This window comes from Labrenzia sp. 011 (assembly GCF_003075075.1).
Lineage (GTDB): Bacteria > Pseudomonadota > Alphaproteobacteria > Rhizobiales > Stappiaceae > Roseibium.
This window is the reverse complement of record NZ_QCYM01000002.1, coordinates 100,132-124,680: the sequence shown is the minus strand read 5'-3', so window position 1 is coordinate 124,680 and position 24,549 is coordinate 100,132. Positions and strand designations below refer to the sequence as shown.

23 protein-coding genes, 1 tRNA gene and 1 riboswitch are annotated in these 24,549 nt (G+C 62.2%); of the genes, 9 read left to right on the top strand and 15 right to left on the bottom strand.

Going from position 1 to position 24,549, the window contains the following annotated elements; translation table 11 throughout:
- Positions 1-17: 17 nt before the first annotated feature.
- Positions 18-1,631, top strand: a complete 1,614-nt coding sequence (locus DCO57_RS03390) for a GMC family oxidoreductase N-terminal domain-containing protein (protein ID WP_116697458.1) — start codon at positions 18-20, stop codon at positions 1,629-1,631.
- 13 nt (positions 1,632-1,644) lie between these two features.
- Here the strand turns inward: DCO57_RS03390 and DCO57_RS03385 are convergent.
- A tRNA-Gly gene (locus tag DCO57_RS03385) sits at positions 1,645-1,718 on the bottom strand.
- A 150-nt stretch (positions 1,719-1,868) separates the two neighbouring features.
- Here DCO57_RS03385 and DCO57_RS03380 point away from each other — a divergent pair.
- Positions 1,869-2,669: an ion transporter gene (locus tag DCO57_RS03380; RefSeq protein ID WP_116697457.1), complete on the top strand. Its 801-nt coding sequence runs from the start codon at positions 1,869-1,871 to the stop codon at positions 2,667-2,669.
- Between the two features lie 19 nt (positions 2,670-2,688).
- On the opposite strand, the gene DCO57_RS03375 is transcribed toward DCO57_RS03380, so the two are convergent.
- Positions 2,689-3,243 (bottom strand): YigZ family protein, encoded by a 555-nt coding sequence (locus tag DCO57_RS03375; RefSeq protein ID WP_116697456.1) that lies wholly within the window; start codon positions 3,241-3,243, stop codon positions 2,689-2,691.
- A gap of 6 nt (positions 3,244-3,249) precedes the next feature.
- On the bottom strand, positions 3,250-4,386 hold the full coding sequence (locus DCO57_RS03370) for a 2'-deoxycytidine 5'-triphosphate deaminase (RefSeq protein WP_116697712.1): 1,137 nt from the start codon (positions 4,384-4,386) through the stop codon (positions 3,250-3,252).
- Positions 4,387-4,505: 119 nt separating this feature from the next.
- A riboswitch (SAM riboswitch) is annotated at positions 4,506-4,585 on the top strand.
- Between the two features lie 43 nt (positions 4,586-4,628).
- On the opposite strand from DCO57_RS03370, the gene DCO57_RS03365 reads away from it, so the two are divergent.
- Positions 4,629-5,828 carry an O-succinylhomoserine sulfhydrylase gene (locus tag DCO57_RS03365; RefSeq protein WP_116697455.1) on the top strand — a complete coding sequence of 400 codons (1,200 nt, stop codon included), beginning with the start codon at positions 4,629-4,631 and terminating at the stop codon, positions 5,826-5,828.
- On the opposite strand, the gene DCO57_RS03360 is transcribed toward DCO57_RS03365, so the two are convergent.
- A complete protein-coding gene (locus DCO57_RS03360; RefSeq protein ID WP_116697454.1) occupies positions 5,825-6,433 on the bottom strand; it encodes a CDP-alcohol phosphatidyltransferase family protein in 609 nt (202 codons plus the stop codon). The genes DCO57_RS03365 and DCO57_RS03360 overlap by 4 nt on opposite strands.
- 169 nt (positions 6,434-6,602) lie before the next feature.
- Here DCO57_RS03360 and apaG point away from each other — a divergent pair, with 169 nt between their 5' ends.
- The gene (apaG, locus tag DCO57_RS03355; RefSeq protein ID WP_116697453.1) at positions 6,603-7,004 is read left to right on the top strand and encodes a Co2+/Mg2+ efflux protein ApaG; all 402 of its coding nucleotides are present in this window, start codon (positions 6,603-6,605) and stop codon (positions 7,002-7,004) included.
- Between the two features lie 7 nt (positions 7,005-7,011).
- Here the strand turns inward: apaG and DCO57_RS03350 are convergent, their stop codons facing one another.
- Positions 7,012-7,305 (bottom strand): hypothetical protein, encoded by a 294-nt coding sequence (locus DCO57_RS03350; protein ID WP_116697452.1) that lies wholly within the window; start codon positions 7,303-7,305, stop codon positions 7,012-7,014.
- 484 nt (positions 7,306-7,789) lie between these two features.
- On the opposite strand from DCO57_RS03350, the gene DCO57_RS03340 reads away from it, so the two are divergent.
- On the top strand, positions 7,790-8,248 hold the full coding sequence (locus DCO57_RS03340; RefSeq protein WP_116697450.1) for a MaoC family dehydratase: 459 nt from the start codon (positions 7,790-7,792) through the stop codon (positions 8,246-8,248).
- A 14-nt stretch (positions 8,249-8,262) separates the two neighbouring features.
- On the opposite strand, the gene DCO57_RS03335 is transcribed toward DCO57_RS03340, so the two are convergent.
- Positions 8,263-8,634, bottom strand: coding sequence for a tellurite resistance TerB family protein (locus DCO57_RS03335; RefSeq protein WP_116697711.1), 372 nt, complete (start codon positions 8,632-8,634; stop codon positions 8,263-8,265).
- Between the two features lie 358 nt (positions 8,635-8,992).
- On the opposite strand from DCO57_RS03335, the gene DCO57_RS03330 reads away from it, so the two are divergent.
- Positions 8,993-10,651, top strand: coding sequence for a lysine--tRNA ligase (locus DCO57_RS03330; protein ID WP_116697449.1), 1,659 nt, complete (start codon positions 8,993-8,995; stop codon positions 10,649-10,651).
- 90 nt (positions 10,652-10,741) lie between these two features.
- Here DCO57_RS03330 and DCO57_RS03325 read toward each other — a convergent pair whose 3' ends face one another.
- Positions 10,742-11,623 carry a thermonuclease family protein gene (locus tag DCO57_RS03325; protein WP_116697448.1) on the bottom strand — a complete coding sequence of 294 codons (882 nt, stop codon included), beginning with the start codon at positions 11,621-11,623 and terminating at the stop codon, positions 10,742-10,744.
- A gap of 225 nt (positions 11,624-11,848) precedes the next feature.
- Between DCO57_RS03325 and DCO57_RS03320 the strand changes: the two genes are divergently transcribed.
- Positions 11,849-12,193 carry a DUF952 domain-containing protein gene (locus DCO57_RS03320; RefSeq protein ID WP_116697710.1) on the top strand — a complete coding sequence of 115 codons (345 nt, stop codon included), beginning with the start codon at positions 11,849-11,851 and terminating at the stop codon, positions 12,191-12,193.
- Positions 12,190-13,284, top strand: coding sequence for a quinone-dependent dihydroorotate dehydrogenase (locus DCO57_RS03315; RefSeq protein WP_116697447.1), 1,095 nt, complete (start codon positions 12,190-12,192; stop codon positions 13,282-13,284). The genes DCO57_RS03320 and DCO57_RS03315 overlap by 4 nt, the downstream gene beginning before the upstream one ends.
- 75 nt (positions 13,285-13,359) lie before the next feature.
- Here the strand turns inward: DCO57_RS03315 and DCO57_RS03310 are convergent, their stop codons facing one another.
- Positions 13,360-14,766, bottom strand: coding sequence for an MATE family efflux transporter (locus tag DCO57_RS03310; protein ID WP_347876547.1), 1,407 nt, complete (start codon positions 14,764-14,766; stop codon positions 13,360-13,362).
- Positions 14,767-14,863: 97 nt separating this feature from the next.
- Between DCO57_RS03310 and DCO57_RS03305 the strand changes: the two genes are divergently transcribed.
- Entirely contained in the window at positions 14,864-15,799 is a 936-nt protein-coding gene (locus DCO57_RS03305; RefSeq protein WP_116697446.1) for a histone deacetylase, read from the top strand.
- A gap of 83 nt (positions 15,800-15,882) precedes the next feature.
- Here DCO57_RS03305 and DCO57_RS03300 read toward each other — a convergent pair whose 3' ends face one another.
- The 7 genes from DCO57_RS03300 to DCO57_RS03270 form a co-directional block, all read right to left on the bottom strand.
- Positions 15,883-16,158 (bottom strand): DUF6460 domain-containing protein, encoded by a 276-nt coding sequence (locus DCO57_RS03300; RefSeq protein WP_116697445.1) that lies wholly within the window; start codon positions 16,156-16,158, stop codon positions 15,883-15,885.
- 90 nt (positions 16,159-16,248) lie between these two features.
- Positions 16,249-17,271, bottom strand: a complete 1,023-nt coding sequence (locus DCO57_RS03295) for an AraC family transcriptional regulator (RefSeq protein WP_116697444.1) — start codon at positions 17,269-17,271, stop codon at positions 16,249-16,251.
- A 163-nt stretch (positions 17,272-17,434) separates the two neighbouring features.
- The gene (locus DCO57_RS03290) at positions 17,435-19,645 is read right to left on the bottom strand and encodes an FAD-dependent oxidoreductase (protein ID WP_116697443.1); all 2,211 of its coding nucleotides are present in this window, start codon (positions 19,643-19,645) and stop codon (positions 17,435-17,437) included.
- 157 nt (positions 19,646-19,802) lie between these two features.
- Complete coding sequence (locus DCO57_RS03285; protein ID WP_116697708.1) at positions 19,803-21,011, bottom strand: acetyl-CoA C-acetyltransferase; 1,209 nt, start codon at positions 21,009-21,011, stop codon at positions 19,803-19,805.
- A 97-nt stretch (positions 21,012-21,108) separates the two neighbouring features.
- Positions 21,109-21,747 (bottom strand): glutathione S-transferase, encoded by a 639-nt coding sequence (locus DCO57_RS03280; RefSeq protein ID WP_116697442.1) that lies wholly within the window; start codon positions 21,745-21,747, stop codon positions 21,109-21,111.
- Positions 21,748-21,851: 104 nt separating this feature from the next.
- A complete protein-coding gene (locus tag DCO57_RS03275) occupies positions 21,852-23,648 on the bottom strand; it encodes an acyl-CoA dehydrogenase C-terminal domain-containing protein (RefSeq protein WP_116697441.1) in 1,797 nt (598 codons plus the stop codon).
- Between the two features lie 371 nt (positions 23,649-24,019).
- A complete protein-coding gene (locus DCO57_RS03270) occupies positions 24,020-24,481 on the bottom strand; it encodes a MerR family DNA-binding transcriptional regulator (protein ID WP_116697440.1) in 462 nt (153 codons plus the stop codon).
- Positions 24,482-24,549: the final 68 nt, after the last annotated feature.

Below are 24,549 nucleotides of genomic sequence, written 5' to 3'. Positions count from 1 at the left end.
AGGGAGCGGGACACAGGATGAGCCGGGCGAACGAACTGGAGGGAAGCTACGACTATGTCATCGTCGGAGCAGGAACGGCTGGCTGCGTTCTGGCCAACCGCCTGACGGAAGACCCGTCCGTGCGGGTTCTTCTCCTGGAAGCCGGTGGTTCGGACAATTACCACTGGGTGCATGTTCCGGTCGGTTATCTCTTCTGCATCGGCAATCCGCGCACAGACTGGATGATGAAGACCGCCGCCGAACCGGGGCTCAACGGACGCAGTCTGGTCTATCCGCGCGGCAAGGTTCTCGGCGGCTGCTCTTCCGTCAACGGCATGATCTACATGCGCGGCCAGTCCGCCGACTACGACCACTGGCGGCAACTCGGCAATGCGGGCTGGGCCTGGGACGACGTGCTGCCCTATTTCCTGAAATCGGAAGACCACCATGCCGGAGAAACCTCCATGCATGGCGGTGGCGGCGAATGGAAGGTGGCCAGGCAGCGGCTGAGCTGGGAAATCCTGCGCGCGGTTCAGGAGGGCGCCCGGGAGTTCGGTGTCGAACCGCGCGCGGACTTCAACGACGGCAACAATGAAGGCAGCGGCTTCTTCGAGGTCAACCAGAAGGGCGGCGTGCGCTGGAGCACCGCCAGGGGCTTTCTGCGCCCGGCCCTGAAGCGCCCGAATCTGAGGCTGATCACCCACGCGGAAACGAGATCCGTCCTGCTTGAGGGCCGGCGCGCCGTCGGTGTGGCGTTTTCCCACAAGGACAAGGACGTGACCGTCAGGGCGGAACGTGAGGTGCTGCTGGCGGCCGGGGCGATCAACTCGCCCAAGATCCTGGAGCTTTCCGGTATCGGCAACGGCGAAGTTCTGGCCGCTCACGGTATCGAGTTGCGCCATGAAAGCCCCGATGTCGGCGGCAATCTCCAGGACCATCTGCAGATCCGCACCGTCTACAAGGTACAGAACACGAAGACCCTGAACACCATGGCCAACAGCCTCTTCGGCAAGGCGGCGATCGCGCTGCAATACGGATTGACCCGCTCCGGTCCGATGGCCATGGCTCCGAGCCAGTTCGGCATGTTCACGAAATCCGACCCGTCGCTGGACATGCCGGATCTGGAGTATCACGTCCAGCCGCTCTCCACCGACAAGCTCGGCGACCCGCTGCACAGCTTCCCGGCCATCACCGTATCGGTCTGCAACCTGCGCCCGGAAAGCACCGGTTCCGTGCATATCCGCAGCCGGGAAACGTCAGACCAGCCCGATATCCGGCTGAATTACCTGTCTGCGGAAAAGGACCGCCAGATTGCGGTCACCTCCGTGCGCCAGGCCCGCCGTATCATGACCGCCCATGCTCTTGCGCCTTACCAGCCGGAAGAGATCCTGCCCGGTCCGGCGGTCGAGAGTGACGACGATCTGCTTGCCAGGGTCGGCGATATCGCCACGACCATCTTCCACCCGGTCGGCACCTGCCGCATGGGCGTGGACGACAGGGCCGTGGTCGATCCGGAGCTGCGGGTACGCGGCCTGGACGGCCTGCGCATCATCGACGCGTCGGTCATGCCGAAAATCGTCTCGGGCAACACGGCTTCGCCCGTGGTGATGATCGCCGAGAAGGCGGCGGACATGATCCGCGGTGCGGCGTGAAAGTCTGAAAATCTGGAGCGGGTGAAGGGAATCGAACCCTCGTCTTAAGCTTGGGAAGCTTCTGCTCTACCATTGAGCTACACCCGCCGAGATATTTGAGCTTTTTGCTCCCACTTGCCCGACCTGTCAAGCGGGCTTTTGACCCGTCGGCATCTTGCACTGCAGCGCCGGAAACGCCATCTTTCGCCCGGCGCATGAAGGCGCATCTCAGGTTGGGTCACAGTCCAGGGCAGGTAAATGCGAAATCGGATCAGGGCGCTGGTCGCCTCGCGCGATTGGGAATACGCGATCGTCGCCATCATCGTCGTGAACGCGGTGACGCTCGGGCTGGAAACCAGCCCCGCCGTCATGCGCGAGATGGGCGGCCTGCTGCTGTTTCTGGATCGCCTGATCCTCGGCATTTTCGTGATCGAGCTCGCCCTGAGGCTCTATGCCCACGGATTGAAATTCTTCAGGGATCCGTGGAGCGTCTTCGATTTCACCATCGTCGCCATCGCGCTGATGCCGGCCAGCGGGGCGTTTTCCGTCCTGCGGTCCCTGCGTATTCTCAGGGCGTTGCGCCTGATTTCCGTCGTGCCGTCCCTGCGCCGTGTCATCGGCGGCCTCGTCGCCGCGCTGCCCGGCATGGGCTCGATCATGGTTCTGATGGCGCTGGTGTTTTATGTCTTCTCCGTCATGGCCACCAAGCTCTATGGCGAGGCCTTTCCGGACTGGTTCGGCACCATCGGCCGCTCGCTCTACACGCTGTTCCAGGTCATGACGCTGGAAAGCTGGTCCATGGGCATCGTGCGGCCGGTGATGGAGGCCTTCCCCTTGGCCTGGCTGTTCTTCGTGCCCTTCATTCTGTGCACAGCCTTCACCGTGCTGAACCTGTTCATCGGCATCATCGTCTCGGCCATGCAGGAAGAGCATGATGCGGAGGCCGACGCCAACCGTCAGGCCATCCATGATGACACGGGGCTGATCCTTCAGGAGATGAAGGCGCTGAGAGGAGAAGTGAAGCAGCTGCGTGCGGAAATGGGACGGAAGGTCTCCTGATGACCCTGCCGGTCGCGAATCACGCCTCGAGCTGTCCGATGAGATCTTCCGGTCCTTCGACCGTCAGGGACACCCCGGTCTCGGTATAATCGCGCGACAGCACGGTCAGGCCGAGCGTCTCGATCTTCCGTTCCAGCTCCGAATTCGCCGCGAAATCCGCACTGACCTGCCGGGTAAGGATCTTCCGGAAGGGCACAAGCCTGGCGTTGTTGATCGCGTCCTGCGCAGCGCCTGAATAGGCGCGGGCGAGCCCGCCGCCGCCGAGTTTCGTTCCGCCGAAATAGCGCACGATCAGCACGGCGCAATTGATCAGCTCGGCACCCTGCAGCACCCGCAGGGTGGGCATACCGGAGGTGCCTGCCGGTTCGCCGTCGTCCTTGCCGCTTTCCTCGATCCGGTCGTCGTCCAGAAGGCGCCGGTGGGCCGTGACGATATGGGCCGCCTTCCGGTGCTCCTTGCGCAGCTCCTCAAGGCGCTGTTCGAAGCGGTCCATCGGAACCAGATGCGCAAGAAAGCGCGATTTCCGGTCTTCCAGAAAGCCTTCGAACTCGCGGGTGATCGTCTTGAAAGCCATGTGGTGTCAGGCGGACATCCTGAAATGCTTGGAGAGCTTCAGTGCCTGTCCCTGGTAGTTGGAGCCGATGCCCTCGCCGTAAAGCCGCTCCGGCCGTTCCGCCATATGCTCGTAGACAAGGCGGCCGATGGTCTGGCCATGCTCGACGATGAAGGGCACGTCGTGGGATCGGACTTCCAGCACCGCCCGCGATCCGATGCCGCCCGCGCCCGCATGGCCGAAGCCCGGGTCGAAGAAGCCCGCGTAATGGACGCGGAATTCGCCCACCAGCGGATCGAAGGGCACCATCTCGGCGGCATAGTCCGGCGGCACATGCACCGCTTCCTGGCTGACCAGGATATAGAACGCATCCGGATCGAGGATCAGTTCCGCCGTCCGGCGGCGATAGATCGGTTCCCAGAAATCGAGCGGGTCGTGCGCGCCGACCTTGTCCACGTCGATCAGGCCGGAATGCTGTTTGGCGCGGTAGCCGATCAGGCTGCCGGGACCGTCGCCCTCAAGGTCGATGGACAGCTGGACACCGTTGCCGATACGCTCGTTGCCACCGCTCATCAGGGTGTGCGCCTTGTGGACCTCTTCCAGCCGGGCATCCGGGATCAGCGAGTGCCCGCGCCGGAAACGGATCTGGCTGAGCCGCGAGCCGGTGCGCACGAGGATCGGGAAGGTGAGGGGAGAAATCTCCGCGTAGAGCGGCCCCGTGTAGCCGGGCGGCACCGTGTCGAAGGCAAGGCCGTTGTCGGTGATCACCCGGGTGAAGACATCGAGGCGGCCGGTGGAACTTTTCGGATTGGCGGTTGCCGAGATGTCGGGCGCCAGCGCCAGGCTTTCCTGAAGGGGGACGATATAGACGCAGCCGGTTTCCAGCACGGCGCCGACCGCCAGGTCCACCGTGTGCAGCTTGAGCTGCTCCAGCCGGTGGGCGACCCTGATCCGGGGGCCGGGCAGGAAGCTGGCGCGCACGCGATAGGCGACTGCGCCCAGGCGCAGGTCGAGACTGGCCGGCTGCACCTGACCACTCACCGGTGGCTCGGGTGCGGAAATCTCTCCGCCGGCGAACATGGCATGGATGACACGCTCGGGCAGTATGCCCTCGGCTGAAAGAGATGCGCTTCCGTTCAGGGGCTGAGCCGTTGTCACATTCATCTGGGTGTCCCGCATGATCTTCTTCCTACCGTCCTTAACGGATGCGGCGGCCCGCGCCAACAGGGTTTCTGGTTCTTTGTCCAAGGTGATTGACCCGCAAGCGGTTTTCGCTTACGACAATTGCGTGTTGTGGTGATTTGGGCCGGCCGGCTTGCAGCCACGTTAAATAAGTTGCTAAAAAGGCCGGAGGTGCAAACCCCGGTCCTTTGGCTGGGGTTTTTTGCATTTGGAGTGGACTGAAGATGACTGAGAACACCAAGACCGGAAGTAAAAACTGGCGCCCGTCAACCACGCTGGTTCACGGCGGGACCATGCGGTCACCCTTCGGTGAAACCTCCGAAACCCTGTATCTCACTCAGGGCTTCGTCTATGACGACGCGCAAGCCGCCGAAGCCCGTTTCAACGGCGAGGACCCCGGTTACGTCTATTCCCGCTACGCCAATCCGACCGTCACCATGTTCGAGGATCGCATCAAGGCGCTGGAAGGGGCGGAGGCCGCCAGAGGCACCGCCAGCGGCATGGCCGCCGTCACGCTGGCGCTGATGGCCTGCGTCAAGGCTGGTGACCATGTGGTCGCCGCCAAGGCGCTCTTCGGGTCCTGCCGCTATATCTGCGAAACCCTGCTGCCGCGCTTCGGTGTGGAAAGCACGCTCGTGGACGGCACCGATATCGAGCAATGGAAGGCCGCCGTTCGCCCCAACACCCGGGCGATGTTTCTGGAAAGCCCGACCAATCCGACCCTCGAAATCATCGATATCGCCGCGGTGGCGCAGATCGCCAGGGAGGCCGGGGCCCGCCTGGTCGTCGACAATGTCTTCGCCACGCCCCTGTTCCAGTCGCCCCTGAGCCTCGGCGCCGATGTGGTCGTCTATTCCGCGACCAAGCATATCGATGGCCAGGGCCGCTGTCTGGGCGGCGTCGTTCTTTCGGACGAGGAGTGGATCTCCGACGAGGTGATGCCGCTGATCCGGCACACGGGTCCGCACATGAGCCCCTTCAGCGCCTGGGTGCTGCTGAAGGGCCTGGAAACCCTGCCGATCCGCGTTGCCCGCCAGACGGAAACGGCCGGACAAATCGCCGATTTCCTCGCCGGACAAAACAAGGTGAAACGGCTGATCTATCCCGGCCGCGACGACCATCCGCAGGCGGAGGTCGCCCGCCGGCAGATGCGCGGCGGGTCCACCATGCTCGCCATTGAAATCGACGGTGGCAAGGAAGCCGCCTTCCGCTTTACCAATGCGCTGGAAATCGTCAGGATTTCCAACAATCTGGGCGACGCGAAAAGCCTCATCACCCATCCGGCGACCACGACCCACCAGTCGGTCGGCGAGGAGGCCCGCGCCGAACTCGGCATCACCGACGGCATGTTGCGCCTTTCGGTCGGCCTGGAAGACCCGCTGGATCTTCTGGAGGATGTGGAGAAGGCGCTGGCGGCGGTCTAGCTCCGCAACGCCTTGACTCCGATCATGACCCGGGCGCCTGCGGAGATGAAGCAAACGCAGGCAAACCCCCAGGCGAAAAACGGGAACCAGCCGGGCAGGAGCGCCATCAGCAGGAACAGCGCGATGGTCTCCGTGCCTTCGGCAAGGCCGCCGAGATAGTAGAGCGATTTCTGCCCCTGGGTGTCAGTCGTGAGCTTGTTCTTTTCCGCCATGATGGCGAAGGCGAGAAAGGCCGAGCCGTTGGCGTAGAAGCTTGCCAGCAGCGCGGCGGCGGCAAGTGCATTGGCGTGCGGGTTCTGGACAGCGAAGGCCAGCGGGATCGCGCCATAGAAGAAAAAATCCAGGGTGATATCCAGATAACCGCCCAGATCCGTCTTCCGGGTGGCCCGGGCAACCGCACCGTCCAGACCGTCGGCGAGCCGGTTGAGGGCGATCAGGATCAGGCCGGCCAGCCAGTAACCGCCGGCAATCGCGGCCGCCGAGCCCATGCCAAGGGCGAAACCGGTCAGGGTCACGGTGTTCGGACCGACACCGCCTGCCGCCAGCAAGCGTCCCATCTGGTTGAGCGGCGGATCGATCAGCGGGCGCAGGCGGGCGTCGAGCATCTGGCGGCGTGTCTTTCGTGAATTGTCTGCCGTCTACATGCAAAATCCAGCTGTAAATCACAAGCAAATCCGGCTCCGGATCAAACAACCCTCTTTCACGCTTGTGTCATTCGCCCTATAAGCCCCTCCTGAATGAAAGGCTCAGAGCCTGAACCCAGAAGGAACAATCGTGTCCGGCAGTTATTGCGCCACTACCGAAGGGATCGAAGTCTCGGTCGAACCGTTTTATCTGGACGATGAATCGAAGCCGGATGAAAGCGAGTTCATCTGGGCTTACATGGTGGAGATCCACAACGGCGGCACCGAGCCGGTGCAGCTCAAGACGCGCTATTGGCAGATCACCGACGCCATGGGCCGGCAGGCGGAAGTTCGTGGTGACGGGGTCATCGGCGAACAGCCGGTGATCGAGCCCGGCGAGACCTTCGAATATTCGTCCCACTGCCCGCTGACCACCGATTCCGGCATCATGGAAGGCTCCTATTCCATGGAACGGCCGGACGGCACCCTGTTCGAGGTCGTGATCCCGGCGTTCTCCCTGGATCTGCCCGACGCCATTCACAGCCTGAACTGATCCGGCGTCAGATACTCGCCAACCCGACCAGAAATCCGATCAGCAGCCACAGGATCCACTTCTGGCGGTCGAAGGCGGTCAGCAGGGTGATGGAAAGCGCGGCGAAAATCACATAGATCGCGTGGCCCGCGAAGCCGGTTCCCAGAACGACGGAAAAGAGTTCCGGGTCCCTGTCCTTGGCAATGTGAAAGTGGTCGTTGGCGAACATCACCAGCGAGTCCGCAAGAATGGCGCAGATCCAGCCGGCCAATGCGATCAGCAGGCGGGTGCCCCAGCGGGATTTCTCCCGGGCTGACTGCATGCGCACTCTTGTGCCCGCAGGATACGCGGGGCGAAGCATGCCGACCTGTTGCCGGTGTCGCCTCAACGGATAGCGCACATTCGCGTGGTTTCTGACAGATCGGATGGTCAATTCCCGGTCTCCGCACAGATCGGTGTCATTTTCAGCTGCGCCCGAAGGCAGGTCAGGCCTCGTGTAGATTCATAAAGTGCGGCCCGCTAGTAGCCCGTTAAGGAAACATGTCCAATTTGAGCTTTCTCACCGGTCCGGGTATCGAACATCGTCACAAGAGCAGAAATTGACCGGTCTGGCCTGCGCCACGGGATCCGTCGGGCACGGAAGCGTCATCTTGAGGAGAGCTGCATGAAGAATGAGCCTGTGGGACGCATATCCGGCGGTCATGTCCCGGTCTTTCGTATTGGGGGACGCACACGAGATCATGTCATGGAGACGGCGCGTGTCCGTGGCAGAGCGGGCGACGCCGGTCTCCGCAAGGAGAAGCGACATGGGTGAAAAGCACAGCGATCTGAAATCGCTCGCGGCAAGGATCGGCTCCGAGATCGGTCTCTCTGACTGGCAAGCGATCGATCAGCTCCGCATCGACGAATTCGCCCGGATTACCGGGGACAGACAGTATATCCATACCGACCCGGAAGCCGCCGCCCGTACGCCCTTCGGGGGAACCATCGCCCACGGCTATCTGGTGCTGTCGCTTCTGTCGTCGATGTTCTACGAGGCGGTCGGCGAGATCGAGGGGACCTCGATGTCGATGAACTACGGTTTCGACACCGTCCGTTTTCTCGCCCCGGTGCGCTCCGGCAAACGGGTTCGCGGCCGCTTCTCCCTCAAGGAATTGGCCGCACGTGCCCCGCAGCAGACCAGGCTGACCTTCGCCGTCACCGTGGAGATCGAGGGCGAAGACAAACCGGCGCTGGTCGCGGACTGGATCGTGCTGATCCAATAGGCGCGGTGAGGGCTCTAGACGGTCCGGTAGCGGGCGATCGCGCCGCGCTCGATGGCGGAAACGGTCAGCTTGTCGAGGCGGAACCGGTCACGAAGCAGCTGCAGAATCCGCAGTTCTTCCTGATGGATCTCCAGATCCGCGGCAGCCACTTCGACTGCAAGCGCATAGGCGGTGTCGTAGAGCTTCACCGGCAGAATGTCGCCGACGAGTTCCAGGACGAGGGACAGGCCGTTTTCTTCCTGAAGAATGTCACCGCAGCGCTGGGCCGCCGGAATGATGCTGTTGCCGTCATAGTCCTTGAACACCGGCAACATCTTGATCATGTCGCCAATGGTGGCCAGTTCCTTGTCGGTCATCGAATTGTCCGACGCCGAAACGATGACCATGACGTAGATGAGGGCTTCCTGAACGCTGATCGGCTCATTCTTAGACACTATGCATTCTCCAGTGACGCCGGTTCAAAGGCTGATCGAAGGCCCGGTGTATAGGCTTGTCGCCAAAGCTTCAAGTCACGGACTTGCGACATTTGACTGCGCGCCCGCCCTCGCATTCCGGCGCTGCCCGCAAGGGCGCACGCGCGGACGGGCGGACTCGGGCTTTCAGGCACATTCAACTTCCCTGCTTTCATGCGATTGCACATGAATGCAGGTTGATCTAGTGTCGCGCCGCAGCCGCCGGCCCAAGGGTTTCCGCGGATGCCGGACCTGCGCCCAACCCAACAAAACAGAAGAACGATATTCGAAAATGACCGACCAATCCCTGCCTTCGCTCGACCTTTCGCAAGAGTTTGTCGAAGCGGCCCGGAAATCGAAAGCCTGGCCGTTCGAGGAAGCACGGAAACTGGTCAAACGGATCGAGAAGCGGGAGTCGGACAAACCGGTTCTTTTCGAAACCGGCTACGGCCCTTCCGGTCTTCCGCACATCGGCACCTTCGGGGAGGTTCTGCGCACAACCATGGTGCGTACCGCCTTCCGCCTGCTGACGGAAGACAGGATCCCCACCCGCCTGCTGTGCTTTTCCGACGACATGGACGGCATGCGCAAGATCCCCGAAAGCGTGCCGGACCGCGCGGCGATGGAGCCCTATCTGCAGATGCCCCTGAGTGCCGTGCCGAACCCGTTCGGCGGCGACTTCGAAAGCTTTGCTGCCCATAACAACGCCATGCTGCGCCGCTTCCTGGACACCTTTGGCTTCGAGTACGAATTCGCGAGCGCCACCGAGTATTACAAGTCCGGAAAATTCGACGATGTGCTGATCCGGGCAACCGAAAGATACCGGAAGATCATGGATGTGATGCTGCCGACCCTGGGGGCGGAACGGCAGGCGACCTATTCCCCGTTCCTGCCGATTTCGCCGACGTCCGGCCGCGTGCTCTACGTGCCGATGAAGGATGTGAATGCGAAGGACGGCACGATCACCTTCGAGGACGAAACCGGCGAAGACGTCACGGTTCCTGTCACCGGCGGCCGCGTGAAGCTGCAGTGGAAGCCGGATTTCGGCATGCGCTGGGCAGCGCTCGATGTGGATTTCGAAATGTTCGGCAAGGACCACCAGACCAACGCGCCGATCTACGACAAGATCTGCAACATCCTGGGCGGCAAGGCACCGGAACACTACGTCTATGAATTGTTCCTGGACGAGAACGGCGAGAAGATCTCCAAGTCCAAGGGCAACGGTTTGACCATCGACGAATGGCTGACCTATGCCGCGCCGGAAAGCCTTGCGCTCTACAACTTCCAGAAGCCGAAGACGGCAAAGAAGCTTTATTTCGACGTCATCCCCAAGGCGGTCGATGAATATTACACCTTTGTCCAGAAGTACCAGCAGATGCCGGTTGAGCAGAAGCTGCAGAATCCTGTCTGGCACATTCACTCCGGCAATATTCCGAAGATCGACATGCCGGTGACCTTCGCCATGCTTCTGAATCTGGTGTCTGCCTCCAACGCGGAAAACAAGGACGTGCTGTGGGCATTCATCTCCCGCTACGCCCCCGGTGTGACGCCCGAGACCCATCCCGAACTGGACGACCTGGTCGGCTACGCCATCCGCTACTTCGACGATTTCGTCAAACCGTCGAAATCCTTCAAGACACCCGACGAAGTGGAACGCAAGGCGCTGGAAGAGCTGGACAGGACCCTTGCGGCCCTGCCGGCAGAGGCGGACGGCGCCGCCATTCAGGACGCGGTCCTCGATGTTGCCCGGTCCATCGAGCGCTATCAGGATCCGTCAAAGAAGGGCCCCGATGGCGGTCCGGGCGTTTCGATCGCCTGGTTCTCCGCGCTGTACCAGCTTCTGCTCGGCCAGGAAAAGGGCCCGCGTTTCGGTTCCTTCGTGGCGCTTTACGGTATTGCCGAGACACGCGAACTGATCCGCAAGGCGCTTGAAGGGCAGCTCGCGGCATAGGGTATCGCTGCATCCTCCATTCGAGGCTTTCAAAGGGCCCCTCAAGGCAGGGGCCCCGCAGCGATCCGTCGCTCAAGGACTTGGGAACGGCTATTGCGGGCGCTGATCCTCGGGCGTGTCAGCACTGAAGGGCGCCTGCTCCGGCTGCTCCGGATCCGCGCGCAGGCTCCACTCGACGATTTCCGGTTCCAGATCCTCCAGGCCGGGCAGGGCGGCGGTCGGGTCGTTTTCCCAGTCAGACTTCGGCAGTTCAGCGAGCCATTCCGACTGCCACTTGCCGACCTTGCGGTCCCGCGCCTTCTGGGCGAGTTCGGTGATGTGCGAGGGGGCGCCGGGTGCCGCGTCGGCCCAGCCATAGCGTACCAGCCGGGCGCTGAGATCGATATGGCCGCGTCGGCAACTCCCGAGAATCTGCCTGGGCCCCAGGTCCTCTATCTTCTCGCAGGTGATCTTGAATTGCCGGATCAGGCCCCGGAGAAACGTTCTGGCCCGCGCACCGCAGGGCCAGCTGCCGCCAAGCCGGGAAATGCAGGTTTCGTCGATTTTCAAAGGCCGGATGTGTGCGAGCGTGACCACAAGCCGGTCCGACTGGATGCGGCCGCCGTCCAGCACCTGGACGCGGGTCAGTTCGACCGGCCCGTCCGGGACCGGTTCCACGGGCGGGTTCTTGAGTTCCAGATAGCGTTTTGACGGTTCCACCCGCTTGAGGCTGCCGCTGACCTTCGGTGCCGAGACGCCGTGGGGGGAGACATTGCGGATATCGCCGGGAAGCGGCGCCGTCGAGGCGGACCGCTCCTGCGCCGGTTTCGCTGCATCCGGGGAGGGGGCCGCGACCGGCGCCGGACCGGAGAGCGCCTTCGCGGCGGTCGTCTCATTGCGGATTTCGGGTGGGTCGCTGAGCATCAGCCAGGCGAAAAGCCCGCCGGTGACGGTCAGAAGAAGTGCTGGCACCACAAGAGGCCGAAGCTTCATTCCAGGTTCTCTCGCTGTTGCCGGTGCGCCTGGACAGTCTCAGGCGCCCGTTCGGTGGCCGTGTGCTCCGCGCATTGGGTCCCGGCCTCTCCTGCCATATTACAGGACATCCTGCAAAGATCGGAAAGCCTTCTTGTCCGGCCGATCCCCTTTGAGTAGTGTCCCAGCCGGTTGAGGGCAGCGGGCCACGGCCGGTGTCGAATACGGATGGAACCGGACAAAAGCATGACATTGATATTCAAGATCGTCCCCAGGCTTCTCTGGCAGGAGGCGGTGAATGCCGGTGTGTTCGCCGGAGCCCCGGTCGATCTTGCCGACGGGTTCATTCATTTTTCCACCGCAGATCAGGTCCGGGAAACAGCCGGCAAACATTTCGCCGCACAGTCGGATCTGCTGCTGGCAGCCTTTGACGCCACCAGCTTCGGCGACCGCCTGAAGTGGGAACCGTCGCGGGGCGGGGCGCTGTTCCCGCATCTTTACGATCAGCTTGACCCTGCGTCAGTGGTCTGGGTGAAGGATCTTCCCCTGGCGGCGGACGGCGGCCATGTTTTTCCGGACCTCGAGCGATGATCCGGCCCTGGCTTGAAAAGGCGGCCCTCAAGGGGCTTCACTGCCTGGACGCGGAGACCGCCCATCGCCTGACCGTGCTTGCCTTGAAAACCGGCCTGATGCCGGGACAGGGGCCTGGCGCCGATCCGCGCCTTGCCGTGAGGCTCTGGGACCTGATGTTTCCGAATCCTCTCGGGATGGCAGCAGGGTTCGACAAGAACGGCGAAGTGCCGGACGCGCTTCTCAGGCTGGGGTTCGGCTATACGGAAGTCGGGTCCGTCACGCCCAGGCCCCAGCCCGGCAATCCGCGTCCGCGGGTTTTCCGCCTGCCGGCCGAACAGGCGGTCATCAACCGTTACGGCTTCAACAACGAAGGCCATGACGCGTTGCGCCGCCGTCTGGAGGCCCGGAAGGCTCCGGGGGGGATCGTCGGCATCAATGTGGGGGCAAACAAGGAGTCTGCCGACCGTGTCGCCGATTATGTCGCGGGCATTCTGGCCTTCGCGGATATCGCCTCCTATTTCACCGTCAATGTGTCCTCGCCGAATACGCCCGGCCTCAGGGATCTGCAGGCGCGCTCCGCGCTCGCCGAACTTCTCGCCGGGGTTATGTCCGCCCGGGACGAATGCACTGCACGACACGGCCGTCGCGTCCCCGTGCTTCTCAAGATTGCGCCGGATGTGGCCGATGAGGACCTGCAGGGCATTGTCGAAGAGGTTCTGGCCAGGAATGTCGACGGGCTGATCGTTTCCAATACGACCATCGGGCGCGAAGGTCTGAGCGGTTCCGCTCTGGCCGGGGAGGCCGGCGGCCTGTCCGGCAGGCTGCTGTTCCGCAAATCCACGATCGTTCTGGCGCGTGCCCGCAGGCTTGCCGGGCCGGATCTGCCGATTGTCGGCGTCGGAGGCATCGACAGTGCCGACACCGCCTGGACCAAGATAACCGCCGGGGCCGATCTTCTGCAGCTCTATTCGGCCCTGTCCTTTCAGGGGCCGGCCCTGATCGGCGAGATCCTGACAGGCCTCTCCGCCAGACTGGACAGGCACGGCCTGTCCTCCTTGCGCGAAGCAAGGGATGTCAATGCAGAGGCCTGGGCTGCGGAGACGGCCTGAACGTTGACCATGGGGCGTCCCGGCTGTGCTCAGCAGGCCGGGGAAAACGGGGGAAGGGTTCGTCCGTTGGTTCCCTCAGGCATCCGCGAAAGTCTGCGCTGCCCGCTTCCGGCAGGCTATAAGCAGGGTAATGCCGCGTATCCCCAGGAACAGCTCCAGGGCCAGCCAGAGGCCGTGATTGCCGAGAATCGGGAAGAGGATGTAATAGGCCGCGATATAGGCCACCAGCGAGATCAGCATCATGTTGCGCATGGTGTCCGACCAGGTGGCGCCAATGAAGACGCCATCCATCTGAAACGCCAGAACGCCCAGTAGCGGCGCCATGACGGCCCAGATCAGATAGGTGTCGCCGAGCTCCCGGACTTCCGGCACGGTGATCATGAAAGCGATCAGGACCGGTCCGAAAACATAGAAGATGACCGCGAGGCCACCGGCCAGGGCAAAGCTCCACAGAGCCGTGAGCTTCAGTGTCCTGTCGAACGCCGGCCGGTGCCGGGCGCCGACCGCACGGCCCGCCAGTTGTTCGGCGGCTGTGGCAAGACCGTCCAGAAAATATCCCGAAATGAGAATGAATTTTTCCAGAACCGCATTGGCGGCCAGCATCGCGTCGCCCTGATCGGCCGAGCGGGCCATGAAAAAGGCATAGGCATAGAGCAGGGCGAAGGACCGGATCATGATGTCCCGGTTCACCGCCATCATGCGCATCAGCAGCTGCCGGTCGAAGATCACTGCAAGGGACGGCCAGGAGCCCCGTTTGACGTTGTTGAGTACCACGACAAGGCCGAGCACCATTGCCGCGAATTCACTGAAAACGGTGGCCAGTGCCACCCCTTCGACACTCCAGTTCAGCCCGATGACGAACCAGACGCTGAGCGCGATATTGATGCTGTTGAGGAAAAGCTGCAGCACCAGGGCAGTTCCGGCCCGCCCGAGGCCGATCAGCCAGCCCAGAATGGCGTAATTGGCGAGCAGGAACGGGGCGCTGTAAATCCGCACGTCATAATAAAGTGTTGTCGCGGCCTGCACTTCGGAACTGCCGCCGAGAAACCACAGGCCCGCCTCGCGGACCGGGACCTGCAGGGCGATGATCGCCAGGCCGCCGATCACTGCGAGGATAAGGGCCCGCAGAAGCGTTGCCCTGATCTCAACGCTGTCCCGGGCGCCCAGAGCCTGTGCGGTCAGCCCGGTGGTTCCGGAGCGCAGGAAATTGAAGCTGGTGAAGGCCAGGTCGAAAATGACACCGCCCATGGCAATGCCGCCGAGCAGGGCCGCATCGCCGAGCCGTCCGATCACCGCCATGTCGACGAGACCGAGCAGGGGCGTTGACAGATAGCCGAGGGTCATGGGAACCGCGACGGCAAGCACCGAGCGGTGTGTTACCGTGAAGGCAAGTCTCGACGGATCATTGAGGGGCGTGGACTGGGTCATGAAAGCTCGTGTGGGCGGAAAGGCCTTCTTGTCCGGCTTTGTCCGTCTCGTCAATCGGTTTTCATGCCATAGCGCACCCTGACACAAAGAACGAGGCTATCTGGCCTTCAAAAGGATGCCAGAACGGAAATCCCGCCATATAGTGCCTGGGATGCCCCTGCCGATTGTCCACCATCCGGCCTATTGCGCCGACCTGCCTGCCAATCACCGCTTTCCGATGGACAAGTTCCGCGCGGTCGCCGAACGGATCCGCACGGAAGGCCTTCTGGACGGCGGCAGTTTCTATCGGCCCCGGCCCGCACCCTTTGAATGGGTCGCCCTGGCGCATGATCCCGCCTATGTGGACCAGGTCTTCAACGGCACCGTCCCGGACAGGATCGCCCGCGAGATCGGGTTTCCCATGCGCGAGGACATCGCGCTGCGGGCCCGCTGCGCGACGGGCGGCACTGTCCTGACCTGTTATCTGGCCCTGGAACACGGACTGGCCTGCAACACGGCCGGCGGCAGTCATCACGCCCGCAAGGCGCATGGAGCGGGCTTCTGCGTGTTCAACGATGTCGCCGTCGCGCTCCGGGTCATGCAGGCGGACGGAGCCATCGGCAAGGCGCTGATTGTCGATCTCGACGTGCATCAGGGTGACGGAACCGCAGATATCTTTCAGGGCGACCCGGACATCTTTACCTTCTCGATGCATTCGGAACGAAACTATCCGGTCCGCAAGGTCCCGTCGCATCTGGACATTGGTCTGCCCGACGCGACTGCCGATTCCGATTATCTGCAACGGCTCGCGGCGGTTCTGCCGGACCTTCTGAAACGGCAGGCCTGGGATATCGTGGTCTATAATGCCGGGGTCGATCCCTACGAACATGACCGGCTGGGTCGTCTGGCGCTCACGCGCGAGGGACTGCACATGCGGGACCGCTTCGTGATCAGCACGGTCGCGGCTGCCGGCATTCCTCTGGCCGGCGTGCTCGGGGGCGGGTATTCGGCCGATATCGAGGAACTCGCCGACCGGCACCTGACGTTGCATCGCAGCGCCAGGGCGATCCTGGACAGCACGGGCGCTCACGCCGAAATGTTCGGGTGACGGCGTTTGCGTTGCGCAGCACGCGCGCCCTGGCCTCCGATCAGAGGAGGCGAAGCAGACCTATGAGTTTCGGCAACCGGGGCTTACCGGTCCCTGCCCATGGACAGGATCCGGGTCAGCAGCCAGATCGGCACGACGACGATCGCACCGATCAAGAGATAACCGCCAAGGCGTCCGATGGCATGGAAGCCCATGTTCCACAGCCGTTCGACGAATTCGACGGTCATGTCGACAAGATCGAGCGGATCCAGGTTCAAGGCCGACAGCACGATGCCGACCACAAAGGAGAGGAACACCAGCCGCAACAGCACCTGCGCGGGCGAGCCTCCCAGAAAACGGCTCAAGCCGGTGTCGGACATAAGTTTCTCCTGAATGACGTCGGTGACGAACTTCTGAGCGAAAGTTAGGAACAATGGGCCCCGATTACAATGTGCAAGCGCGCCGCCACCTCATCGCGGCTGGTCGGCAGGCGCTTCGCGCACCTTCCTGGGGGAGACGCCGAACCAGGTCTTCACGGCTCTGGAAAAGGTGCTCAGTTCGGAGAATCCCAGCAGAAAGGCGATCTCTTTCATCGGCAGTTCCGTACTGCGCAGATATCTTTCCGCAGCGGAGCGCCGTATTTCCTCGCTGAGTTTGCGGTAGCTCGTACCTTCCTTTTCCAGCACGCGCTGCACGGCTCTCTGGGACATGCCCAGCTTGGCCGCGATCTGCGGCAGCGTGCAAGAGCCGTTCGACAGGCTCGAAGCGACCTCATTGGCTATCCTGGAAAGCGGCGATTCCAGCCTGTCGAAGGAGTTCAGCTCGCTGGTGGCGGCCTTCAGGATGATTTCGTACAGATGCGGGTCGTTGCGGCGCAGCTGCCGGGAAAGCAGCGTGCGCGGAAAGGAGATCCGGTTGTGCGGGGCGCAGAATTTCAGGCGCCCCTGATATTTCTTCTGAAAGGCCGAAGTGTTCTTCGGCGGGGACGTCGCCAGTTCGATCAGGATCGGCGGAACATGCATGTCCGTGGCGTGTTCCATCTGCTGGGCAGCCCAGCCGATACGGCCGAACATGTTCTGTTGCCATTTGCCGCGCCCTTCCAGGATGGGCCATTCGACATAGCCGCCTGTATCCGTTTCCTGGAAACTGAGCCGGTAGGCGTTCGAGCGGATCGGCATGAACTTCACCCAGGCCTGACAGGCGTCCCGGAAAGTGGGTGCGCAGGAAAACAGGTAGTCGAAGATCGAAAAACAGCCGATGTCGATGTTGTTGAAAAGGTCGAACATCACCGCGTCGTTGCCCAGGGTTTCGGCAACATGTTCGAAGACGCCAAACCATGCGGATATGGGCACGACACCACGTGGATCTTCGAGACTGGAAAGTTCGAAATTGTAAAGCCGCGCCATATGCGGCCAGTCCAAATTCTCGTTTGAACAGATATCGCGCAAGACCCGGAAAACGTCAGCGCGTGCCCACTCGCCTTCTAACGGCATCTATTTCTCCACCCCAACCGTGCACAACGGTAGACCTGAACTGTGCATGACGACATGAGATGGATCAAGTTTTGTCGTAATTCGCTAACACCTATTGCGTATGAAATAGGCAGAAATATCGATGCCACCCTGCGTGAAGGCAAGGGCGGCATCGTCATTGCCGTCAGGCGGCGTCCTTCTGTTTCTGCTCCGCTTTGGGCGGAAACCTGCCGTAGAAGGTTTCGTTTTCCCGGGCCATTTCCCGCAGCAGGCGGTTCGGTTTGAAACGCGGTCCCCATTTGCGGGTGAATTTCTTGCACAGCTCGAGAAAGGCGGGAGTCCCCATCGTGTCGATGTAACTCAGCGTTCCGCCCGAATAGGGAGCGAAACCGAAACCGAGGATCGAGCCGACATCGGCCTCGCGCACATCCGTCAGGCATTTTTCCTCGAATATGCGCGCGGTCTCCAGCGCCTGCATCACCAGAAGCCGTTGCTTGAGCTCCTCGATATTGAAGCTTTCCGCGGGCTTGGGCTGGCCGGTGACCTCCGAAAGGCCCGGCCACAGGCTTTTTTCCTTGCCCTTGTAGTCGTAAAAGCCCTTGCCGTTCTTCCGGCCGAACCGTTCCCTCTTGACCACCATCTCTTCCAGGATGTTGTCGAGCGGTCCCTCGAGATATTTCACCCCCAGGTCCTTGCGGGCAGCCGACACGATTTTCCAGGCTAGGTCGAGGGCGACCTCATCTCCCAGCGACAGCGGTCCGACCGGCATGCCGGCCATCCTGCCGGCGTTTTCGACCATCGCGGCCGGAACACCGTCCGCAAGCATCATCAGGCCTTCGCGGATATAGGTCATGACCACACGGGACGTGTAGAAACCGCGGCTGTCGTTGACCACGATCGGCGTCTTGCGGATCGCCTTGATGTAATCCAGCGCCATGGCCAGCGCCCGATCCGAGGTCCGTTTGCCGAGAATCACCTCGACGAGCATCATCTTGTCGACGGGAGAGAAGAAGTGGATGCCGATGAAGTTCTTCGGCCGCTTCGAGGCCTGTGCCAGCGAGGTGATCGGCAAGGTGGAAGTGTTCGAGGCGAAGATCGCCCGGGACTTCATCACCGCTTCGGCGTTTTCGGTCACCGTCTTCTTGATGTCGCGATCTTCGAAGACCGCCTCGATCACCAGGTCGCAGTCACCGAGCGCATTGTAGTCGGGGGTCGCGTTGATCCTGGAAAGCAGCTTTTCCTTCTGCCCTTCGCTCGCCCGGCCGCGCTTGATCGCCTTGCTCATCAGCTCGTCGCTATGGGCCTTGCCCTTGTCGGCGGCCTCCTGGTCACGGTCGATCAGAACCACATCGATCCCGGCCTGGGCCGTGACATAGGCGATGCCCGCTCCCATGAACCCGGCGCCGATAATGCCGACCTTCCTGATCCGGTTCGGACGCTGGTCCGCCGGCCGGCGGGCCAGCTTGTTCAGTTCCTGCATGGAAACGAACAGCGAGCGGATCATGTTGGCCGCTTCCGGCGTCTGCAGAACCTTGGCGAAATACCGGCTCTCGACCCGCAGGGCCAGATCCATCGGCAGCTGCAGGCCCTCGACCACCGAACGCAGCAGGTAGCGGGCGCCCGGATAATTGTCGTGGGTTTCCCTGCGGTAGATGGCATTCGCCGCCGGCCAGAACTGGAACCCTGCCGGGGAGTAGACCTTGCCGTTCGGCAGCTTGTAGCCCTTCTTGTCCCAGTCCTTGACCGGATCGAGGCCCGCTTTCAGCATCTTTTGCGCGGCAGCCACCAGCTTCCTGGTCGGGGTGACCTCGTCCACCAGCTTCATCTGCCTGGCTTGCGGCGCGCGCAGGGTGCGGCCCTGCAGCAGGAATTGCAGGCCCTGCTGGGCGTCTGTCATGCGCATGACGCGCTGGGTGCCGCCTGCGCCCGGGAAGAGACCGATCTTGACTTCCGGCAGGCCCATCTTCAGGCCTTCGTCGGCAACCCGCCCGTGACAGGCCAGCGCCAGCTCCGTCCCGCCCCCCATGCAGGTGCCCGATACGGCGGCAACAAACGGTTTGCCGCAGGTTTCCAGCTTGCGGTAGACCTGCGACAGTTTGCGGGAGCCCTCGAACAGCACTGTCGCTGCGGCCTCGGGATCGTTGCCACGCTTGATGTGAAAGTCCTTCAGCAGACCTTCCAGCATGGTCAGGTCGGCACCGCCGGAGAAGGCGGACTTGCCGGAGGTGATAATGGCGCCTTTGATACCCTCGTCGCCTGCAACCTGATCGACAATGGCGTCCAGTTCGTCCATGACGGTGAGATCGATGACATTCATCGACTTGTCCGGCATGTCCCAGGTGATCAGCGCGAAACCGTCTTCGTCGGTCTCAAGGGTGAAATTCCTGTAGCTCATTTGAAGGTCCTCCTCGCGTCCGCGGCGCCTGCCTGCGGATGGGCGCGGTGCCGCGCTGCCGTTCCGGTGCCTGCCGCAATTGCGTCGCCCATGTGTGTGGTCACTGCCGGTGCGAACAGCATTGCCCGGCAATTCCTGTCGATATCGCGTCCCATGATCAGACCCGTTCGATGATGGTCGCGGTTCCCATGCCGGCACCGATGCACAGGGTGACGAGGGCGATGTTGAGATCGCGCCGTTCCAGTTCGTCCAGGACCGTGCCGAGGATCATCGCCCCGGTTGCCCCGAGCGGGTGCCCCATGGCGATCGCACCGCCGTTGACGTTGACCGTGTCGGGGTCGCGATCGAAGGCCTGCTGATATCTCAGAACGACGGACGCGAAGGCCTCGTTGATTTCAATGAGGTCGATGTCCTTCATGTCCATCCGGGCGTTCTTCAGCAGCTTTTGCGTGACATCCACCGGGCCGGTCAGCATCAGGGCCGGCTCGGAGCCGATATTGGCAAAGGCCCTGATCCGCGCGCGCGGCTTCAGGCCGCAGGAGCGGCCGGCAGTGCTGGAGCCGATGAGCACTGCGGCCGCACCGTCCACAATGCCGGACGAATTGCCTGCATGGTGCACATGACGAATGGTCTCGATCTCCGGATGGGCCTGAATGCCCACCGCATCGAAACCACCCATGCTGCCCATGATCTCGAAAGAGGGGTTGAGAGACGCCAGCGACTGCATGTCGGTATCCGGTCGCATGTGTTCGTCGCGGTCCAGAATGGTGATGCCGTTGACGTCCTTCACCGGTATCACGGAACCGGAGAACCGGCCTTCGTCCCAGGACGTCTTGGCGCGCTTCTGGCTCTCGACCGCATAGGCATCGCAGGCGTCGCGGCTGAACCCGTATTTGGTCGCGATCAGGTCGGCGGAAACCCCCTGCGGCATGAAATAGGAAGGGATGGCGACCTGCGGCTCGATCGGCCAGGCGCCTCCGGAAGCGCCGAGGCCGACACGGCTCATGCTTTCCACGCCGCCCGCCACGACCAGCTTGTGCTGGCCGGACATGATCTGTGCGGAAGCCATGTTGACCGCGTCCAGGCCCGAAGCGCAGAAACGGTTGATCTGAATGCCGGGAACCGAAGTGTCGTAATCCGCCGCGAACACGGCCGCACGGGCGATATCGCCACCGGCCTCGCCGACCGGGTCGACACAGCCGAGCACCACATCGTCCACCTTGGCCGTATCCAGGCCGTTGCGGTCGCGGATCGCCTCAAGCGCGGTGGCCGCCAGGCGGACGGCGGGCACTTCGTGCAGGGCACCGTCCTTCTTGCCGCGTCCGCGCGGGGTCCGCACGTGATCGTAGATATAGGCTTCGGGCATCAGATCCTCCTGTGGACCAATCTGAAGTTGGTCGATTTGAAAGTGACCGGGCATCCGGCGGTCCTTCGAGCGCCGGATGCTCCGGATCAGATCCTCCTCATTTGGCGTCCGGCAAGGGATGGCCGGGCATGAGGTCGTAGGGATGTTTCCAGCCGGGCAGGGACTTGATCCGTGCCAGCCATTTCGTGACGTTCGGATAGGCGTCAAGGTCGAAACCCAGCTCGCCGTCATAGAAGAGATAGCTGCACAGGGAGAAGTCGGCGATGGTCGGCTTTGCACCGACGGCGAAGTCGTTGCCGTCGAAATGCTTGTCCATGATGGCAAGTGCCGATTTCGAGCGGCTGTCCAGAAACTTCGTCACGTCGGTTTCACCGGTCTTGGCAATCGTTCGCATGAACCGCAACGGGCCGATCAGTCCTGAAACCTTCTGGTTGTCGAAGATGGTCCAGCGCAGGATTTCCCGCCGTTCTTCGTCATTGTCCCAGCCGAACTTGCCGAATGTCCCGAACAGATAGTCCATGATGACGGCGGACTGGGTCAGGATCTTGCCCTTGTGGTCCAGCACCGGCACTTCGCCCATCTCGTTGAGGGTCTTGCGGAACTCTTCGGTGCGGGTTTCGCCGTTGAAGAAATCCACCCACCTCGGCTTCCAGTCGGCACCGCACAGCTCCAGCATCAGGGCCGCCTTGTAGGAATGCCCGGACTGCGCCATGCAATGAAGAAGGTATTCAGTCATAACTTCAAAATCTCCCTGTCAAATCCGATGGAAGCGTGACTATAGCCGCGCCGACCGGTTTGCGAAGGCCAATTTCGCTCCATTTCGTTCGGGCAGGGGCCGCATCAGTATGCCTCGGCGGACACGGACATGAGGGTGTCCGACCCGGAGGAGATGCGTGCCAGATGGGCAGCGGTTTCCGGCAGGGTCCGCTGCATGAAGACCGTGCCGAAGGCAAGCTTGTTCTCGAGCCAGGCGGCCCGCTCTCCCGCTCCGGCGGCCAGCTGCTCCTGTGCGGTCGCGGCGATCCGCGCCCACATGTAGCCCAGGGCGGCCAGGCCGAAGAGATGCATGTAGTCGTAGGAGCCTGCCCCCGCGTTGTCAGGGTTTTTCACGGCGTTGTTCATGAACCACATCGTTGCGGCCTGGAGATCGTCCATGGCCTTCTTCAACGGCGCAGTGAAGGCGGCAAGGTCTTCTCTGGTCTCGGTTTCCTTCAGGAAGGTGTTGACTTCGTTGAAGAAACCCATGACGGCACGGCCGCCGTTGGCCGGCAGCTTGCGGCCGACAAGGTCGAGCGCCTGAATGCCGTTCGCGCCCTCGTAGATCATGGCGACGCGGGCATCGCGCACGAACTGCTCCATGCCCCACTCGGCGATATAGCCGTGACCGCCGAACATCTGCTGGGCGTTGACCGCATTGGCAAAGCCCGTGTCGGTCAGGACGCCTTTGAGCACCGGCGTCATGAGGCCCATCATGTCGTCCGAGAACTGTCTGGTCTTTTCGTTGTCCGAACGATGCGAAACGTCGCCGTTGAGGGCGGTCCACAGGACCAGCGCCCGCGCCGCCTCATTGAAGGCACGGATGGACATCAGCGTGCGGCGGACGTCCGGGTGCACGATGATCGGGTCGGCCGCCTTGTCAGGGTTCTTCGGCCCGCTCAGGGCGCGGCCCTGCAGGCGGTCCTTCGCATAGGCGGCCGCATTCTGGTAGGCGACCTCGGACTGGGCCAGTCCCTGCACCGCAACGCCGAGGCGGGCCTCGTTCATCATGGTGAACATGGCGCGCAGGCCCTTGTTCTCCTCACCGACCAGCCAGCCCGTCGCATCGTCGTAGTTCATCACGCAGGTGGCGTTGCCGTGAATGCCCATCTTGTGCTCGATGGAGCCGCAGGAAACTCCGTTCGCATCGCCGACCGAGCCGTCCTCGCCGATTCGATTGCGCGGCACGACAAACAGCGAAATGCCCTTGGTACCTTCCGGGGCGCCCTCGATCCGCGCAAGCACCAGATGAATGATGTTTTCCGCCAGATCGTGTTCGCCGGCGGAAATGAAGATCTTGGTGCCGGTGATCCGGTATGAGCCGTCCGCCTGGGGGACGGCCTTTGTCCGGATGAGCCCGAGATCGGTGCCGCAATGGGGCTCCGTCAGGTTCATCGTGCCGGTCCAGGTGCCGGCGATCATCTTCGGCAGATACTGCTGTTTCAGCGCGTCCGTGCCGTGCAGGCTCAGTGCGGCGACCGCGCCGGCGGTCAGGCCGGGATACATGGCGAAGGCCATGTTGGCGGAAGAGGCGAATTCGTTGAAAATCGTCGCCAGCGTGTGCGGCAGGCCCTGGCCGCCATAGTCCGGATCGGCGGAAAGGGTGCCCCAGCCGTTCTCGCAAAAGGCCTTGTAGGCGTCGGCAAATCCCTCGGGTGTGGTCACCGTGCCGTCGTCATGCCGGGTGCAGCCCTGCTGGTCGCCGCTCTGGTTCAGCGGTTGCAGCACCTCTTCGGCGAATTTGCCGCCCTCGCGCAGAATCGCTTCCACCAGATCGAGCGGAGCGTCGGAAAAGCCCGGCAGGTCGGAAAACTGTTCGTAGCCGAAGACGTCCTTCAGGAGAAACAGCGTGTCATCGACGGGCGCGGAATAGCTCGGCATGGAAACCCTCCCAGATCTGCCAACTTCCTTTGACATTACGTTTCCGTAAACGTCAACCTGAGTCCTGTATACCTAGCTTGAATGGCTCGGGCAAGTGGTATCCCAAGGGAAGGGATGACAAAAAAATACGTCCAAAACAGGCCTGGGGGACTGAGTCCGGAACCCCTGGCGCACAAATTCGTGCGTTCCTAGGGCAAATTCCGGAATTTCGCGAACCAGGGTCGTGCCCAGCGGGTCCGTAGACCATGCGGCTGTGGGGCCCGGTCACGAAAAAACCGCCGGTCGGTCGACCGGCGGTTGATGGGCAGCGAACGCTGGGGAAGGGGCTGTGGCCACTGCTTCCGGCACGGCCGGATCGCCTAAGGAGCGGTTCAGCCTTCCTCGGCTTCCTTGTGCTTGAGCATCCCGGAAACAATCTCGACGGTGCGGGAGAGTTCCTCGATCGCCTGTTCGATGTCCTTGCGCTGGTCTTCCAGCACGGCGATCTGTTCGTTGAACTTCGACAGGGCAACCCGGAGCTGGGTGACCTGTCCGTCGCGCAGGTCGTACAGGTCGAGCATGTCCCGGATTTCGGAAAGGGAGAACCCGACGCGCTTGCCCATCAGAACCAGTTTGAGACGTGCCCGGTCCCGGCGATTGTAGATACGGTTCAGGCCGTCACGTTTCGGGTTCAGCAGGCCCCTGTCTTCGTAGAACCGCAGGGTTCTGAGGGTGCAGCCGAATTCCTTCGCCAGGTCTCCGATCGTGAACTGGGTCTTCTTTGTGCTGTCGTCCGCCGCGGATACGACGTCCACCAGATTGTCTTCATTGAGGATAGAAAGCGCTTCGCTCATATCAGTTGGTGCTCATTCTTCAGCCGTTGTCCGGCTCATTGTTGATATTGGTGCGGTTTTTGAAACCG